12 protein-coding genes are annotated in these 16801 nt (G+C 58.0%); 1 reads left to right on the top strand and 11 read right to left on the bottom strand.

Annotated features, from left to right (window positions below):
* Positions 1-186: 186 nt before the first annotated feature.
* From NDB2M4_RS12500 to NDB2M4_RS20005, 7 genes are all read right to left on the bottom strand, one after another.
* Complete coding sequence (locus NDB2M4_RS12500) at positions 187-618, bottom strand: hypothetical protein (RefSeq protein ID WP_072375588.1); 432 nt, start codon at positions 616-618, stop codon at positions 187-189.
* Positions 619-726: 108 nt separating this feature from the next.
* Entirely contained in the window at positions 727-2943 is a 2217-nt protein-coding gene (locus NDB2M4_RS12495; RefSeq protein WP_072375585.1) for a CHASE2 domain-containing protein, read from the bottom strand.
* 29 nt (positions 2944-2972) lie between these two features.
* Positions 2973-6089: a FecR domain-containing protein gene (locus NDB2M4_RS12490; RefSeq protein ID WP_171988092.1), complete on the bottom strand. Its 3117-nt coding sequence runs from the start codon at positions 6087-6089 to the stop codon at positions 2973-2975.
* Between the two features lie 340 nt (positions 6090-6429).
* Positions 6430-6990: a LabA-like NYN domain-containing protein gene (locus NDB2M4_RS12485; protein WP_072375786.1), complete on the bottom strand. Its 561-nt coding sequence runs from the start codon at positions 6988-6990 to the stop codon at positions 6430-6432.
* A 545-nt stretch (positions 6991-7535) separates the two neighbouring features.
* Positions 7536-7727 carry a hypothetical protein gene (locus NDB2M4_RS12480; protein WP_072375579.1) on the bottom strand — a complete coding sequence of 64 codons (192 nt, stop codon included), beginning with the start codon at positions 7725-7727 and terminating at the stop codon, positions 7536-7538.
* A 138-nt stretch (positions 7728-7865) separates the two neighbouring features.
* Complete coding sequence (locus tag NDB2M4_RS12475; RefSeq protein WP_072375577.1) at positions 7866-8567, bottom strand: Crp/Fnr family transcriptional regulator; 702 nt, start codon at positions 8565-8567, stop codon at positions 7866-7868.
* Positions 8568-8928: 361 nt separating this feature from the next.
* Positions 8929-9828, bottom strand: a complete 900-nt coding sequence (locus NDB2M4_RS20005; RefSeq protein WP_139247248.1) for a hypothetical protein — start codon at positions 9826-9828, stop codon at positions 8929-8931.
* Positions 9829-10000: 172 nt separating this feature from the next.
* Here NDB2M4_RS20005 and NDB2M4_RS12465 point away from each other — a divergent pair, with 172 nt between their 5' ends.
* Positions 10001-11434: a mannose-1-phosphate guanylyltransferase/mannose-6-phosphate isomerase gene (locus NDB2M4_RS12465; RefSeq protein ID WP_072375571.1), complete on the top strand. Its 1434-nt coding sequence runs from the start codon at positions 10001-10003 to the stop codon at positions 11432-11434.
* 209 nt (positions 11435-11643) lie between these two features.
* Here the strand turns inward: NDB2M4_RS12465 and NDB2M4_RS12460 are convergent, their stop codons facing one another.
* The 4 genes from NDB2M4_RS12460 to NDB2M4_RS12445 form a co-directional block, all read right to left on the bottom strand.
* Positions 11644-12750, bottom strand: a complete 1107-nt coding sequence (locus NDB2M4_RS12460) for a glycosyltransferase (RefSeq protein WP_072375568.1) — start codon at positions 12748-12750, stop codon at positions 11644-11646.
* 364 nt (positions 12751-13114) lie between these two features.
* Positions 13115-14236, bottom strand: a complete 1122-nt coding sequence (locus tag NDB2M4_RS12455) for a glycosyltransferase family 4 protein (RefSeq protein WP_072375565.1) — start codon at positions 14234-14236, stop codon at positions 13115-13117.
* Positions 14237-14504: 268 nt separating this feature from the next.
* Positions 14505-15017 (bottom strand): hypothetical protein, encoded by a 513-nt coding sequence (locus tag NDB2M4_RS12450; RefSeq protein ID WP_072375562.1) that lies wholly within the window; start codon positions 15015-15017, stop codon positions 14505-14507.
* Positions 15018-15130: 113 nt separating this feature from the next.
* Complete coding sequence (locus tag NDB2M4_RS12445) at positions 15131-15535, bottom strand: helix-turn-helix domain-containing protein (protein ID WP_072375559.1); 405 nt, start codon at positions 15533-15535, stop codon at positions 15131-15133.
* Between the last annotated feature and the right edge of the window lie 1266 nt (positions 15536-16801).

Here is a 16801-nt window from a genome sequence, read left to right as displayed (position 1 = left end):
GAACACCTGAAGCTGTGCGGCTGGCGCTTCTGGAAACGGCCGCCGGCGCCGCCGCACTCCATTGGGTAAGGCTGAGCGGCCCCGAACCGCCTGGAGACGGCCGGCGTTGAGATGGAGCATCACCACATCCAGGCACCGGCCGCTATCCAATCCAGCGCCAGGTCGACGCACCGGTCGCGCGGCCGTTTAGTACTCGTGACAGATGACGCTGCCGTTGATCACGTGGCAGTGGTAGGGCCCGGGCGTCAGGACTGCTGTGTGTTCTCCCAGTTCGGCCGCCTTGCACTCGCCGCCATTCAGGCAGACACCAGCATGAACCGTGTCGCCCTTGTGGTGCCCCAAATCCTTGTGCTTGAGACACTGGAGATCCCATTTCTTGATGTCGGCACTGGAATTGCGCGGTATTGCTTGCCCGGTGTCGTTCCGTACCGCGTGAACCTCAATTTTCACACTCCAAGTCACGCCCTCGGGTATGTTCTCGTCTTCACAGACGACCGCCGTAGAGGACGTGTCATGCGCGTCTGTGGACGTGTGCGCGGACAGCGGTGGCATAAAGACAAATCCGATTGCGACGAGAGCGGCGAGCGCCCCCAACAAAACAAGACGACTGATGTTCATTTCGCAATTCCTTCCTATGGGCTGAGTCAAACCGATGAGCCCTCAATGCGGGCCCCAAAGACTAACCACCGTTTCCTAGCCGCTTAAAAACTTCTTTTGAAACCGGACTTACTTCTCTTGCATACGAATAATTGCGCCGCCGACGGAGGTCGCAGGACGCGCCGCGGACATGCGGCTCTGCGCTGCGTAGAAGCGGCTTGGCCCATCACCCGGAAAGCTCCTGGTGAGCGCCTCGAAGAGCACTGCAGCGCTTGGCCAATCTTCATTCTGAAATGCAATGAGCGCCTGCGAAAACGCCTTGCAGAGGTCGTTGTGTTCGCGTCGAAGGATCTCTGAAACTGTGATGGGTTGGCTCATTCCCGCTAGTAGAAACCGGCCGAGCGGACGCAGCAAAGCGCCGCCCGCGCCTGGCTCAAGCGAACCGCTGATCAGGATCTGCGTGCCCAGTGTCTTGTTCAGGCTCTCGAGCCGCGCCGCGATGTTCGCTGTGTTACCCACGATGCTATAGGCGTAGCGCCCTCCGCCGCCGCTGTGCCCAATGTAGAGTGAACCCCGATCGAGGCCGACGCGCGGTGTCAAGCTCGCCAGCTTGCGCTCGGTTGCGAACCGGTTGATGACGTCTGTTGTCCTGATCGCGGCCTCGATCGCGCGTTGGCCGTCTTCGATCGAGCCGGAAGACAGCCACGAACACATCACCATATCAGCGCGGAACTCCATGACGTCGACGCCATTCTGCCTGAAGGTTGACGCCAACGCCTCGAAGTAGTCATTCATGAAGCTGGCGAGTTCTTTCGGCGACCTCGCTTCCGCCAGCTTCGCAAAGCCCGACATGTCAGTCGCGAGGCAGGTTCCCTGCACCTCTCTGTGGAGCGCGAGCGGGGGCAATTGCTTGTCGACAATATCTCTCACAAGAAAGTCGGGAACATAGTGGCGGATCGTCTGCGCAAAGTGCTGCTGGCTGCGCCGCTGCGCGACGTATTGGCCAAATTGGCCGACCACCAGCGCGACGGGCAACTGTGCAAGTAGGGGCGTCGCAAGCGGGAGCCAAAGATCCATCCGCTCGAACATCAGTTCCGCAGCCGCGGTATAGGCGCCCGCCAGCAAGAGAACTGCCGGCACCGCAAGTGTCGCGGGAAGCAGCCACGCCAAAGCACCAACGAGCGCGCCAAACGCAATTATGGCAGCGGCACTCAGGGTCTCGTTACTGGCTGTCAGAGCTCTTTGGGTCAGCAGATTGGCAAACGCGGTCGCCATGATCTCAACGCCGCTCAGATCAACGCCGTCTTGCCCGGTAAAGCTGCTGAAATAACGATCCGGCTGGTCGGCGTCAGAAAGATCGGAATAGCCAACGAAGACGACAGCATCTTTGATATCGAAGCCATGCGGGGAAGGCTCTGACAGCACCCGCTCGAACGGCACAGTCTTGATGGTACCCGCAGGACCGTAGAAGTTGATGCTGTAACAATCAGGACCGGCGTAAAGAGCTGCGAGCGCGTCTAAGATTTGAAAAGTGTTTCCTCTGTAGTCCTGGGCGATCAGGCTGCGCACTCGCTGCGCCAGGGTAGTGTCTCGAGCAAACATCTGGCGGACGGTCCGCATCATTGCGGCCAGCTGCTGCGCTCCCTTGAAGTCCCTCGCACTGTGCGGGAGGTCTTCGACGCCCCGCGCGTGCGCATTCCTGAGCGTGGCCAGCCACTGCGGATAATGCGGGAGGGCCTTCAGCTGCAGCGCAACAGCCGGGATCGTCGGTGCATCGCCGAGGCTCGGCTTGAAGGCGAAGAATTCGATTGCCGCATGACCCACCTTCGGCAGCGCAAAGGGGGCGATCGCGCTGGCCGCCTCGGCAAGCACCTCGACGGGCGGCTCGCTGTGCTCGATCCAAACGGTTTGAAGATGATCATGATCGCCGCCGCTCAGATGCTGCGTTCTCGCTCCCAAGCGCTCAAACAGCACGACCCGATCGGCATTTGCGATGGAGCGGGCCAGGACAGCGTCCTCATCCCCGGGCTTCGTCCTGCTGAAGTCGACATCGAACACGATGGTGGCCGCGTTCGTAGCTACGAGTCGGTCAACGAGCTGCGCGTGCACCGTCCGTGGCCAATGGTGGGGCGCACGCGGTAGGTTCAACGCTGGTCCTGTGCGACCGTTTATGCCTACGATGGTGATCCCCTGAGGCGGCTTGATTGCGCCGCGCATCTTAAACAGCCAATCAAGACCAATGCTGCGCTCGATGGACAGTCCAGGGGGTGACGCCGCCCAAGTGCAGCCGATCAGCGCCGTGAAGAGCGCAGCGGTGGCCGCCTTCAGCCATTGTGTTCGTTTCATGCGTGGGCCACACCTTAGAGCAGCGACCGCTACGGATGCAGCGCAGTCAGGTCGAGTGTGACGCGACCGGTTACGCTGATGCCCGGCGTATACGGCCCCGTTACAGGCTCATCGCGGAATTCACGGAAGCTGTCGTCTTGATACTGGAAAGTCTCGTCGAACAGGTTGTTGATCGACACGCTCGCTATTCCGGTCCGGCGCGGCAAGCGCCATCCAAGCACAAGGTCGACAACCGAAAATGAATCCGATCCGTCTGACAGCCCAAGTCCACCCATCTGCTGCGGCAGCCTTGCGAAATCCGATCGCTCCAGCTCTTGTTGCACATAGGTGAAGGAAAGGCCGGCAAAGAAACCGCTGGGGTCGAAATAGCGAACTTGCAGCGGAACGCTGAATGTCTGCAAATTCAGCGGCGTTCCCAGGTAGGTGGCCAGGATCGAGCCCTGCTTCGCCTCAAAGGTGTCGTAGGTGGCCTGGGCACTTAGCGAAATTCTGGATGTTATGGCCCAGTCCACATATGCGCGATGCAATTCTTCCTTCCACGGTTCAAACACCGCAGTCGCGCCCGACTGTAACGGAACGTCGATGTGGCGCCAGGTGAGTTCCGTGCCGGCGAACAGAGACGGCGTTATCCGCCAATCGGCGGCTACACCGTAGCGCCAAGAGTCATCGCCCGTGAGATCGTCAAACAGCTGATTGAATCCGGCCACCTGGGTCGGCTCTAGGGAGCGGTCACTGGCAAGCAATGGCTTGACCCAGCGGAAGGCCGCCGCGCGCAGGGTCAGATCGTCGGATACGTTCCAGCGCACGCCCAGTTTGGGGCTTAGCCCCTGAACTTCAACCGGCGCACGCTCAAATTCATCGTAGGCGGCACCGAGCGTCCAAACGACCCGCTCGGGAAATTGCAGATTGGCATAGGTGTAGGCGTGGAAGTGCGTAGAGTCCCGGTCCATCAGCAAAGGAAAAAATGGATCTTCGAAGCGAACGGTTTCTTCTTCAGTGGTGTAGGCCAACCCGGCGACGAAATTTGCTCCCTCGCCACGCACAATGTATTGCGCCTCCGTTTGATTGGTTGAGCTATCACTCAGCGTTTCAAAGCCGGGGAGGACGGAGTCCGGGTATTGATCGACCTGCTCCTTGCGCACGCCGCGCGAAACGGAAGCCAGCAGGTCGGAGTGCGGTGTCAGCGAATAGCGGCCCCCAATGCGGTAGGTGTCTTGATCGAGCGTGCGCTTGTAATCGGGGTTGAAAGAGTCGGGATCGAAATTGAATGCGAGATCACCATTTTCGGTCGCGCGATGCCGAAGCTCTAACTGCATGTTGAAGTCGGGCGTCACTGCCGTCTGTAGAAAGAAGTTATCGATATCGTGGCTGATGCCGTTGTTTGGTCGCCAACCGTCCGTGGTGAAGCGGAAGCTTCCGGCGCTGACCGAGGTCTGGTTGTAGATCGCCGAGGCAACGCCTTCGTAGCCAGCAGTATCGTTGGTGCCGACGATACCGGCACCGATGACTTGCACGTCGTTGCGCTCGAACAAGGGTGTGAACTCATTGAAGCCAGGCTTTGACGGGCCGCCGCGCACGGCGATGCCGAGATTGGTGTCGCTGAGGCTCGGCTGAACGGGGTTGATGTTGATGTCCTGCAGCATCTGGGCTTGATACAGCTCGCTGACGCGAGCGATCTCGTGCCGACGTACCCCGGCATAGACGTCCGACAGAAAGCGATGGGCAGACGCGCTGGCTGGGTCCACCGATAGCGAGGCAGAAGCGCCATTGATACCAAGTTGCTCAAATCCAAGGTCGTCAAAAATGCGCGCCAGGCTGGCCCCGCGCGTGCCGCGATCCTGATCGAGCGCTTCTCGGCTGCGGTATACCGCCCGGTCGTCGTTGCGATCGATTGACGATTGCATATCAGCGAGCGCTCCAACCGGATCGTTCTCACTCTGCTTGCGCAGAGCGTCGTACAAGTACGGGGTCGGATCGAGAGGGTCGTATCGCTTGGCCGTCTCGAGCAGCTTGGCATCGAGTGGCGCTCGCCGTTCCTCAAAGTAGGCCTTTCCGAGGTAGGATCGCAGCAATGAGTTGCTGGAATCGAGGCCGAGAGCCATCTCCAAGTTGCGGCGTCCGCCCTGCAAATTGCCATCGCGAATGATCGCCAGTCCAAGTCCGAACAACGGCTGCGGATCCGCCGGATCCAATTCGATGGCGCGGGTGAAAGCCCGACGCGCATCCGCCGTGCGAAATTCTGTCAGGGCGATGAAACCCATGACCACGTGGGCGCGCGCAAGCTGCGGCGCAGCCGCAGCGGCTCTTTCGGCGGCCGTTCGCGCAGCGTCTCGATACCCCAGCATAAGCCACAGCTCAGCAAGACGTGCCCACACAAGCGGATCGTGCGGCTTAACCTTGCTGGCATGCAACAGGACATCTCGCGCCGCCTGCAATTCGAAACGGGCTTGCAGCGCGTAAGACAGAGCGATTCGCGGAGCCGCGGAAGTCGGTTCGAGCGCAACTGCGCGCCGCGCATCGGCAAGGGCCTGATCCTTGTCATCTTGAACGAGCGCAACAATGGCGCGTAAGGCATAGGCGAGACCGACCTGCCGACTTTGATCAATTCCCTGCTGGATCAACGATCGCGCGGCCTGTACGCGACCGACAGAAAGAAGAGCAGCGGCGCGGCCAAGCATTGAGCTTTCGGCGCTGCCCGAAGTCGCCCCCGAGCCAGTGCTCGCCAGCACAGGTGGATAATAGAGCGCCCATTGAACCGCATCGCGAGGTCGCACCAGCACCGAGTAGTGCGGCGGCTCCCCCGCTGAGGCAACGGCGGATTGTCCGCCGGTCACGCGCAACTTTCCATACGGGTTCGAGGCAGACACGGTGCCTTCGAAAACAGTGAGGCGCGAATGCCCTGGTGCGGCCAGAAGGGCAAACTCGGTGCCTTCAATCGAGGCGTTTAGATAGGGCGTGTTGACGTCGATGAGGTTGGGCCAGCGGCTGAGCGACTGGATCGCACCGCGGATGAGGTCGAGCAGGGTGCGCTTTTTCTTCTGGGCGGTTACATCGACCAGAACCAAGGTCGTGTTCTGGTCCAGACGCAGCACGGCGTCGTTTGCAAGCCGAATAGCCGCCCGACTGCGGCTGCCGGTGCGGATCACGTCCTTCTCGCAAAGCGACTTATTTAAGGAGACCGGCTGCCATAATATTGGATCGCGGCGAACCTCTACGTGCCCTTCAATAGAAAAGAGCCGACCGGCGGGACGGCAATCCTCGGCAACGGCAACGGCAACGCTAATTGCAAGGTCACAAACGAATATGCAGGCAAACGCCAGCCCCACCCAAAACGCGGTGGAAGCCATTTGATCCCCCGAACGCCACACACGCTACTATCTACTCGATAATACACTTCAGACGCATGCGGGCAATAAGAGACGCGTCGCCGCGGAAAGGGCGCTGGCTAGGCGGGGGAAGGGATCCAAGCGCCCTCCGATTAGGAGTCTACGATCGGGCCGGAGATGCCCGAGCCGGTGCATCTTTTCGGCCGATCGACGGTCGTAGGTCGTAAAGGTCAATGAACTGGTCTGCTTGCCGGCGAAGCTCGTCGGCAACCATCGGCGGTTGGGTGTGCAGGCTGGAAACGACCGATACCCGCTTTCCCATCTGCTGCAGCGCCTCCACCAGGTAGCGGAAGTCGCCATCGCCGGAAATCAGCACAATGTGGTCCAGAGAGGCCGCCAGCCGCATAGCATCAACGCTCAGCTCAACGTCCATATCGCCCCTGAGCTTGCGGCGACCGCTTGCTTCGGAGACCTCCTTGGCTGGCTTCGTGACTATCGTGAATCCGTTATAGTCGAGCCAGTCGACCAGCGGCCGGATGGATGAATATTCCTGATCTTCGGGAACTGCCGTGTAGTACAAAGCGCGGACAAGGTGGCCCCTTCCTCGGAAAGCCTCGAGAAGCCGTTTGTAGTCGATGTCGAACCCGAGAGCCTTAGTAGCCGCATAGAGGTTGGCGCCATCGACAAAGACGGCAACTCGCTCGTGTTCCGAAAAGTGCATTGCCATATGTTGGTCGCCGCCCCCCGTCACGTCGCGTGACGATAGACCATAAGGTCCGCCGCTCAGGCAACGCAAGCCGGTCAAATCCATCGACTGCGACAAAACCGCGGCTAGGTTTGGAGCAGCTTGTGGTGTCTCAGCCAGGCGCCAGAACGCTGCGAGCTTGGGAGCATCGTGATAATCTTCGACGTCGCAGATGCGCTCGCCGCGAAAGCGGACTATCTGCCGGGACGAGCTGGATAGCACGAGATTGCTGTCCCGATGCTGGATATACCAGTCGATCCGGGCCCACCCGACGCCATTTGCCGATTGGACAAACTCGGCAACAGAAACGCTTTCTACGCTTGCAGCAAGCGCGGTGAGAAAGGCGCGGAAGGCGCGCTTGCCTCTGATCTCAAGAGGCGCCCCTCGTGCAGTGCGGAGGTTGCACCGATAGACGACGTCGTCAGTATACCTCTGCAGGACGCCTTCGATATCGCCATTGCTCCAGGAGACATGTGCGGCCTGCAGAACTGCGCCGCCCTGATCAAACTCGAGCGCCATGACTAGAAAGGCTGACGACGCTTTCGCTGCCCGGCCTCCTGGCCCTGCTCGCCGGTCGTCTCGGGATCGATTAATGTGCTGAGCAATCGCAGTACCTGGAGGATAGAGCTCAGCTCCTCCGTGCTGACTTCAAGTGTATCAGGGATGCTGGCGACGACATCATGCGCCACCAGGAGTTCTTGGCGATCGCGCATTGTTCGCACCAGTGAGGACTTCCAGCTCTTGCACAAAAGCTAGCGAACTCGCTGAGTCTCGGCTGTGATAAAAATCACAGTCGCCCTCCCCTACGGAGCAACCCATTCGGGCTAACGCAACTGCTTATGGGGTTGCGCCTAATCCTTAAATTCCGATGCGTCGTGAACCATGGCGGCCAACCGGTCGAGGTCGAGAACCAGAAGTTCAGTCGAAGTACGCTGCAAAACCCCCAAGCGTGTCAGATGACTGAACTCTCGCGCGACGGCCTCTCGCGTGGTGGCGACACGGCCGGCAATGTCGCCGTGACGGGGAATAGGTCGGATACGCGCGATGCCAGCTGCGTCAATATGCTCCTGAGCGAGACGATATAATTCGGCGTGGATCCTGTTGCTGACAGCGTGCGTGCTGAATTCGTAGATGCGTATGGTGAGATCCCTAATTTGCTTTGCCAGATGATCCACTAGGCGGACCATGAAGGCGTTTTCAGTCCGCAGCGTATCCCAAAACACGACCTTCCTCATGCAGGCGACCAAACATGGCTCGACAGCCTCAATGGAGGCGGAACGTGATTTATCATCTATGGCTGCAAGCTCGCCGAATATGTCTCCGGCTTCGATGGCTCTAAAGCCAACGGCCTTGCCGGAATCTGAATAGATTATCGCTCGCGCTTTGCCCGCGACCAAGAAGAACACTTCATCGCTGCTATCAAGATGGTAAATGATGGTCTCTCCGGGTTCGCACGCCCGCCATCTGCAGCTTGCCTCAAGTGAAGCCCGACTCTCTTGGGAGAGACCGTCAAAAAATAGCACGCCAGCTAGCGAATGCGCTTTCGCACCCATTACACGCCCTCTGCTCCGACCTAGGGACAATTCATCTATTGCTCGGGATCCAGGCTCGGAGTCTAGCATCTTGTGTCGGCACCAATGTGCCCGCGTTCACTCTGAGGCAACCAGAAATATCGTGACCGCGAGCGCTCCCCACGTTGCCTAATTCAGCTCGTCTGTCAGTATGCGATCTAATCTGGAGCCGTCTAGCCGTAAGGCTCAGCGCGTCCGACCGCAGCGAAGGTGCGCTACGCAGCGAAGCCCTGCCGCTGCAGGACGAAGCTTCGATTAGCCGGCAGCAATCGAGATCGTGGTGCGAAACGAGGACGATGGTGGTGACTACCGATAGCGCGGCCAAGCAAGGATCGCCACACATTCACGAATAGCCGTCGCGACTTAGAAGCTCTCTAACAGTTAGCGAGCGGGCAAAATCGGCAACGCCAGCGCAGACGAAAAGGGATGCTCCGATCGCCTCAAGCATCTCCTCGACATGAAACACAAGGACGTACGCCGCGCCGACACCGACACCGTCGAGAACCAAGCCACTTACCGCTTCCAGACCAATCGCGCCGCTAAAAAAAATGATTACGCCAGTCAGCAAATACCGGCGAGGCGTTGCATCCATCGAAGCTGCCATGAACACAAAAGTAGCGACAACGCCGGCAGCTATTACTATACCGGGTACGACCCAAGCGAAATGCGTCAGGCCTGACCCTCCGCCCATCGACCTGCCGATCGCCTCCAGTTTTTCGTGCAAGGCCGTCAAATCATCAATGGAAAGGCCCAACAGAACCATCGCGATTACGAGACAGCTTACAACGCCGAGCTTTCGCCGCCTCCAGCGAAAATAGCCTGCGCAAGCATGGGTCTGCGCCGACACGAACAAAACTACTACATTTGCCCAAGTCCAGATATTGCCCTCAGTGGCGACATCGAAGAACTTTAGCTCCCTGCGCATTGGTGGCACTATCCCTGAAAAAGCGAGAAGACTTGCGCAAGCCAGGGAAGAAAAAGCGACTACGAGGATGCCAAGTAATAGCACGTGCGCGGGAATACGCCGATAGAACGGGCCCGGCCAAGTTTCCTGTGTCGCTGACGTCAGTATTCCAACGGACATGCCAAATACCGCGAGCACGATTAAGTGCGTGTATTCGGCTACGGTTATGATTTCAGCAAGGGACGCTTTCCCGATGCCAGATCTATCACTTGTGGTGTCATAAATTTGCAATACGGCCGGAAAGATTCTGGACCAAAGAGCTGGCTGAAGGAGTGTCACCCGATCACTATCTGGCGGTCTCCTGTTGGGGCGGGAGTTCGTTCGACATTACGACCGACAAGCCATTCAGCGCGCGAGCTTCTGGATTCTCGCGTTAGCGAAGCATAGTTTGCATACGGTTCAGCCGTTGTGTAAGTACTTGTCGCGCATCGGGCGCGACGCTGGGGGCTGAATGACTGCGACTATCGTTCCGGTGATTCTTTCAGGTGGATCTGGCACACGCCTGTGGCCACTGTCTCGAACAATGTTTCCAAAACAGTTCATTGCGTTCGATGGAGACCACGGCAGCCTTCTTGGCCAGACCCTTAGGCGCCTCAAGGGAGACTTTGCACCGCCAATTGTGGTTTGCAACGTGGATCATCGCTTTCTTGTCCGGGAGGAGCTAGCGCGGGCAGGTCTTGAGCCGGAGGCGATTCTCCTCGAGCCGGCCCCCCGTAACACCGCTGCTGCCGTGGCCGTGGCAGCACTTACCGCCGTAAAGAAGAACACCGACGCCATTATTGCAGTCATGCCATCTGACCACACCGTGAAAGATGGCGAGGCTTTCGGAGAGAGCATCGAGCGCGCGGCGGCCGTCGCACTCACTGGTAGACTCGTACTCTTTGGCATCGCGCCGACCGGTCCCAACACCGGGTACGGCTACATCCGACGCGGCGAGGCGTTAGATCGGGATGCAGGCGCATTTGCTGTGTCTGAATTCGCCGAAAAGCCTAATCTTGACACGGCCAAAAAGTATCTCGCCGACGGGTCCTACCTATGGAACAGTGGCGTGTTTGTCCTCAGCGCACGAGCGTTTTTATCCGAGCTGGAGCGCTACGCTCCACAAGTTCTCAATGCTGCGCGTGGTGCCATCGCAAATGCCGTTGATGATCTTGGCTTCACGCGCCTCGATTTGGATAGCTTTTCGAGAGCGCCGAACATCTCCATCGATTGCGCTGTCATGGAGCGGACCAAGTTGGCAGCAGTATTCCCGATAGATGTCGGATGGAGCGACGTCGGTACGTGGTCTTCTCTGTGGGATAGTGCGTTAAAAGACGCCAAGGGCAATGTGGTTTATGGGGACGCGATTCTAGCTGACACGACGAATTGTATTGTTCACAGTGACCGCTCTTTTGTGGCGACCATCGGTCTCGATAGGCTGATCATCGTCAACACACCTGATGCTCTGCTCGTCGCCGATCAAGGGCGCTCTCAGGAAGTTTCTGAAATCGCAAAGCGACTCAAAGAACTTGGTCGTAAAGAGCACGATCAGCACACCCGGAGCTATAGGCCTTGGGGATTTTTTGAGCACCTAGGCGCGGGATCGCGTTTTCAAGTGAAGCTTCTAAACGTTAAACCGGGCGGTCGCCTGTCGATGCAAATGCATCACCATCGCTCCGAGCATTGGGTGGTCGTCCGCGGTACAGCCAAAGTCACGGTAGGCGAGACCGAGAAACTCGTACAAGAAAATGAGAGCGTGTACATCACAGCTACTCATTGGCACCGACTTATCGCCCTGGTGGCGGATACCTCGTACCGCCACTGCGTTGGACGTTCGATGAGCCGTGAAAAGAATATGTCCGGAGCTTTGTGCACGCCGCGACGCGTTTTCAGAATGGCGGGATAAGGCGGCCTAGGTGCGTCGATGTCATTTCTGGCAACGCTAGGGCAAGCGCCATGCCCCGCGGGGTTGCAGCTTTTGCTGGACAGCGCCCGGCACATCAAAAGGATCTCTTGAGCTGGTATAGCGGCTAACCGTTGGAACTAGCTTCGGTCCAATCAGCTACTGCGGTATCGCGTGCAAGGCTGGCGAGGTCTGATCGAAGCTCGCCTGATTCATCGCGTCGCGCAGCGATCACGTAATAGGTGATACTGTTCGACGTAGCTCTGTACCATCTGATCTGCCTGAAACATGGCGACATACCTAGCTCGCGCCTGCTCTCCCAATTGGCGCGCGTATTCCCTATTTGATGTCAATTCTCGCATCGCCTGAGCTAGGGCGTAGGGATCGCCCGGAGGAATTACGATCCCCGTGTTGCCATGGAGGTTTACGAAGGTCGTGCCAGTTTCTATATCGCAAGTGATCATTGGACGAGCGGCTCTCGCAGCTTCAACAAGAGAAACCCCAAACGCTTCTGAGCGCAAGTGCGACGGTAGAATTTTTGCAACACAGGACTCTAGCAACGCCTCTTTGTCAGGATCAGATACCTGTCCGAGACAAATGACGTTCGGGGGCAGAGCGCCCGTGTCCACCACTTTTGCATCATTATTGCCGACGAGAACGACCGGCAAATTCGAAAGTCGGGCGGCCGCAATCAGGTCATGCAGCCCCTTGTAGTAACGAAATGCGCCAATAAACAGAAAGAAGTCTTCGCCCACCTTGCCGCGCCACTTAGACACTAAATTTGGATCGGGCGGCGACCGATCAGGCAGGCCAATCGGTATGACCGTCGTTTTTGCGCGCAACTTGGGCAGCACAGGGCTACTGTCAACGTAGTTCGGCGAAGTCGCAACGATCACATCGACGTCAGAGAGGAAGCGCTGCATTAACGGGCGGTATAATGCGAGCAACCGGCGCTGCTTCACGATATCGGAATGATAGGTGACGATGGAAGGCTTAATGCGACCGTGAAAGAGATGAAGCAGGTCTGCCATCGGCCAAGGAAAATGGTAGTGGATAACATCGAAGTTTGGCACGAGGGAAGCGAATCTTCGGATGGCCGATATCGAAAGACTTGTTGACGCAAAGTGCAGCTCTTGTCGGACCGCGTGCACGCGATGATGTCCGACAAATTCCGGAACTTTACTAGGCTGTCGATAGAGCGCCAGGACCTCGCTGGTTACTCCGTGCGAGTGAGTACCTTCTGCAAGCGTTTTTATTACCTGAGGAACGCCCGTCCCGTCTTCGGGAAAGTATGTCTTGTAGACGTGCAATACCCGCAAACGGTTCAATCCTCCGGGAAGACGTTGTCGTGGCTGGGCGCCTATTGTAGCTCACCCCCGGCGTCGTTCTTCCCCCCTGGCTCCGTCAGGTTCACTCGTCTTCGTTCTGATTTCGCATAAGTACGCTCAGCACCCATAATCCGATCCAAAGCGGTAGGCACCGAAGTATGCTGAAAAGCAACACCCCCGCCCCCGTTGCCAAGGGCTCGACGAGCTTGTGATGAAAGGAGGTTGATGGCGCCAAAGGAATTTGATCCCCCAAATGCTGCCTCCGCAAACGGCTGCGGCGTCGGCATCCCGAGCGGGATGCTAGCCGAAGGCCTCGAGCATCGCAACGCTCCGCACTGCTTTCAACAGCAGTAACTCAGGGCATCCGCCGCGGGTGGTGCTTCATTGCATCCTCAAAGACGTTGAGCATCCCCCTAGCCGTCTCATCCCAGGTGAATTTCTCGGCATTCTTGCGCGTTTCCGCCGCAAGTGCTGCGTGGAGTTGGTCGTCAGCAAAAAGTCGCGTGATCCCCTGTGCAATCTCTCCGACATCCCGGGGATCCACTAAAATTCCTGCTGCGCCTGTCACCTCGGGCAGAGAGCCTGCACGTCCGGCCAAAACAGGCACGCCGTACAGCTGAGCTTCAACTATGGGGAGGCCAAATCCTTCGTATAGTGATGGCATGGCCACGAATCGGGCGCCTGAGTATAGAGTGGCTAACTCATCGTCGCGCAGCCGCCCCGTCAAGACTACCGATCCGTCTGCAACCAACGGTGCGAGCGCATCGTGGATGTCGTTGTCGAGCCAGCCTTTCCCACCGGCGACGACAAGCCGCCAATTGGCTTTGGCCTCCGCCCTCGCGCGAGCGAACGCCTCGAGTAAGCGGGGCAGATTCTTACGCGGCTCAAGTGTGCCGACAAACAGTGCATAGGGTGAGTGTTCGATCTCGAATTGCCGCTCGGTCGAGCCGGTCGAGCTGGTGAGGCGGCGAGCGCCCGGGTACACAACGATCGCATTTGGTCGGCCGAACAGATCCTCGATGTCTCGTGCCGTAGCGTGCGAAACAGCGACGACGCGATCAGCTCTACGGATCGCCAGTGACATGAGAGCACGATCTGCCAGGCGCCGCTTTATCGGCATCGTCTCTGGAAACCGCCGCCAGACCAGATCATGAATGGTGACAACTGTCGGAATGGACGGGGACACTGATGGCGGCAAGCGATGAGCCGGTCCCCAAAACACGTCTGGGGCCGCCCGCCGAACGGCATAGCTGAGCGTAGCCTCGCCCCAGATCAGTCGCCCCGCCTCGCTGGAGAACATACTTTCCACATGCCGCGCATCGAGCTCATCAACCAATGAAGAGTGTCGTTTCCCTGGCCAGAAAAAAGTGAACCGCACGCCCCGCGCGCCCAGAGCGCGAACAGTTTCCAGAAGGACACGAGCGATGCCGGTGACCGACGGGGACGTCAAGTTTCGAACGTCGACGCCAATATGCATGAGGTATCAATCTCTTTCGCGCACGTCCTCGTCTTCGACGCTGTCGTATCTCTAGTTGCTGCTGTTTCGAAGATTTGCTTGAGCTTGTCGTCCCGTGCAAGGGTGCATGTCGCAAATGAACACCCTTCTGCAGCTGCTGAATACCCTTCTGCCGCTGCGAAACGGCTAGGCTAACTTGAGCCAACAACGAAACGATGGCGGATCCCCGTATCAGTTCTTCGCAACACTGCCTGCGCACATGTCAGGCTAGGTGTTTTGTATAGGCCTTCTAACCAATCTTAGACATCAAGCTAGGACGCCAGGAGCAGACTTCTTCTACGCAATTCTTCCTGGACCACTCTCTCAATTCGCGGGCGATGATATCTTGGGCTTGGTCTTCTTCGTTCGCCGGGTGCAACCGGTCTAACGCGATCGCGATCGGGTTGCCGTTACAGACATCTCGGACCAAAAGGGATGCAGCGGAGGTGCGGTCTGCAGTCGCAATCCAGCTCTTCAGGTTGGAGAACTTAATGCAGATACCAGCATATTCTCGTAGGATCGCAGTGTCACAGGCGACTATTTTTGGGTCGCTGGCCTCGACCATCATAAGCGACCGAGAGCCGAGGCGCTTGGCGACCTCCGGAACGACGTCCCATACGAGACTAGATTCGTAGCTCGCGTTGCGGTCGACCTCCTTTAACCTCCTTGGGTACTCTTCGCGACACCGCCGAGCGAGTCGAAGGAGTTCCTCGGCGAGCCAGCGATCTGAAAGGTGGTAGATCCGAACGATTTCAAGCTGCATGGCAAGGACGTCTGTCCCGTTAATCGTTGCGTCAGTATTGATCGTGAGCTACCGATTGCGTTCCTACGACGCTGCAAAACTCAGATCGCCCCGACATACAGGTTCGCCGTAATTCATAACAGGGAACTCGCAAGGGCAAGTACGGCCTCTTGGGAACGCCTGTCGAGGCTTCTAAACGTACGAACAAGCGCCAATTCATTATCTGAAGCTATTCCTATCGTCCCTTTTGCAGTCGCTACAGTTTCCGGTTTCGCAAAGAAGTCGTTCGGTGAACAAGACAAGAGTTGGGCCAACTCGAATAGATGGCCCGCTGATAGGCGATTGGTTCCCTTCTCATATTTCTGGATCTGCTGAAAGCTTACGCCGAGGACCGCTGCCAACGCGCTCTGACTTAGACCGCAGTCGATCCGGCGGAGCCTGAGCTGTCGCCCCACGTGCCGGTCAATGGGTCCAGGGGACCGGGGAGGGGACGATCGCTTTTGGCGCTTTCTTAAACCCCTGTCAGCGGTCTCGGTCATGCGCCGCATTCTTCAACGAAATCGCCCCACACCGACATGACCCACAAAGTACCAAGTCTCCGCAAGGCTGTCTTGTGCGTTCAATTGCACTCACGTCCATAGCCCATCGCCTCGGTCAGTGTGGTTGAAGCATCTCGCGTGCCTTTCGCCAGGCCAATAGCCACGATTCTATCGTTGCCACCACGGTTCGTCATTACGGAGACTTCTTCCGCCCATTTCAACCACCAAACTAAGTCGTTGGGGCCGTTGACAATCGCGTCGGGTAGCGCACGAACCGATGCACTCGGCTGCTAACGAACATGACTGGTCAACCACGAGCTTTCATACGTGGCCTTCAGCGCCGCAAAGCACACCCCATCAGGGGTTGCAATGTCCGTGCACGCCTCTATTATCAGTAGGCATTTTATTTTTTGAGTAGCTGAAATGGCTAGCGCAAGGTCTTTCATGTGGAATCTTAGGCGCTTAGGTCCTCTATCGTGGACCAGATGTGCCGTCATCAACGTGTTTCTAGCAATAAGAGAGAAGGTGAGCCGCCGCTCGCACTGGGCGAAGCAGCTTTGATGGACAGGCCCATTCGCCGTGCAAGAAGCTGGCACTCCCATCCCGCGGTCATTGGCGCATTTGTGGCCGGGGTGATTGTCATAGTTGCTTTTTTTGTCCCGCTCTCTCCGTAGCCCCTAGTCGACTAGTCCTTCGCGCTTAGCTGAAGCTTAGTTCGTACGATCTGCGCGGTGCGCCCTGTGAAAATTAGGCTGAGCTTGGGTGCCGGGGTCGGGCCCATCACGCTGGGCGTGCCACGTGGGGAAGCAGCGAGTCAGCGTCCTTCACAGATTCCCCGGAGGTGGTATTGATTCCGTCCGACGTTGGCCTCCCAGTTCTGCAGTTGCTTTCGAACATCCGGTGTCCCTGCCTTTAAGGGTCAGGCTTTGATCCCCTGGAGAAACTCGCTAAGTCGCTCGGCTTTGCGGAGCCGACGTGGTTAGAGTTTAGCGTCATCCATGTGCAAGCGTTGAGCACGAACAGGAGGCGCGGACACTGGCGAAATGCAATAGATCCAGACGTGGACAGCCGGCACTTCTAGTGGACTAGGCTCTGACGCTCACTCTTCTCAGGGTGCAGCGGCGGAACATTGGGGAAGATGTCAATCGGCGTCGAACTTTGACCCCTTATCGGCGTGCAATGTTGACCCCGTCTGAGTGTGGTGATGGCGCCGGCCAGGACCGGAGCTGCGGAGCGTAGCGAAGCAAGCGGAGGGCGTGGCCGGCG

It is taken from the genome of Hyphomicrobium sp. NDB2Meth4 (assembly GCF_900117445.1).
Taxonomy (GTDB): Bacteria; Pseudomonadota; Alphaproteobacteria; order Rhizobiales; family Hyphomicrobiaceae; genus Hyphomicrobium_A.
This window is presented reverse-complemented; position numbering and strand designations above follow the sequence as displayed.

What these genes read in the sequence shown, in the direction of transcription:
- NDB2M4_RS12500 (WP_072375588.1), bottom strand. Translation starts at nt 618, where the DNA reads ATGAACATCAGTCGTCTTGTTTTGTTGGGGGCGCTCGCCGCTCTCGTC.
- NDB2M4_RS12495 (WP_072375585.1), bottom strand. Translation starts at nt 2,943, where the DNA reads ATGAAACGAACACAATGGCTGAAGGCGGCCACCGCTGCGCTCTTCACG.
- NDB2M4_RS12485 (WP_072375786.1), bottom strand. Translation starts at nt 6,990, where the DNA reads ATGCACTTTTCGGAACACGAGCGAGTTGCCGTCTTTGTCGATGGCGCC.
- NDB2M4_RS12480 (WP_072375579.1), bottom strand. Translation starts at nt 7,727, where the DNA reads ATGCGCGATCGCCAAGAACTCCTGGTGGCGCATGATGTCGTCGCCAGC.
- NDB2M4_RS12475 (WP_072375577.1), bottom strand. Translation starts at nt 8,567, where the DNA reads ATGGGTGCGAAAGCGCATTCGCTAGCTGGCGTGCTATTTTTTGACGGT.
- NDB2M4_RS12465 (WP_072375571.1), top strand. Translation starts at nt 10,001, where the DNA reads ATGACTGCGACTATCGTTCCGGTGATTCTTTCAGGTGGATCTGGCACA.
- NDB2M4_RS12455 (WP_072375565.1), bottom strand. Translation starts at nt 14,236, where the DNA reads ATGCATATTGGCGTCGACGTTCGAAACTTGACGTCCCCGTCGGTCACC.
- NDB2M4_RS12450 (WP_072375562.1), bottom strand. Translation starts at nt 15,017, where the DNA reads ATGCAGCTTGAAATCGTTCGGATCTACCACCTTTCAGATCGCTGGCTC.
- NDB2M4_RS12445 (WP_072375559.1), bottom strand. Translation starts at nt 15,535, where the DNA reads ATGACCGAGACCGCTGACAGGGGTTTAAGAAAGCGCCAAAAGCGATCG.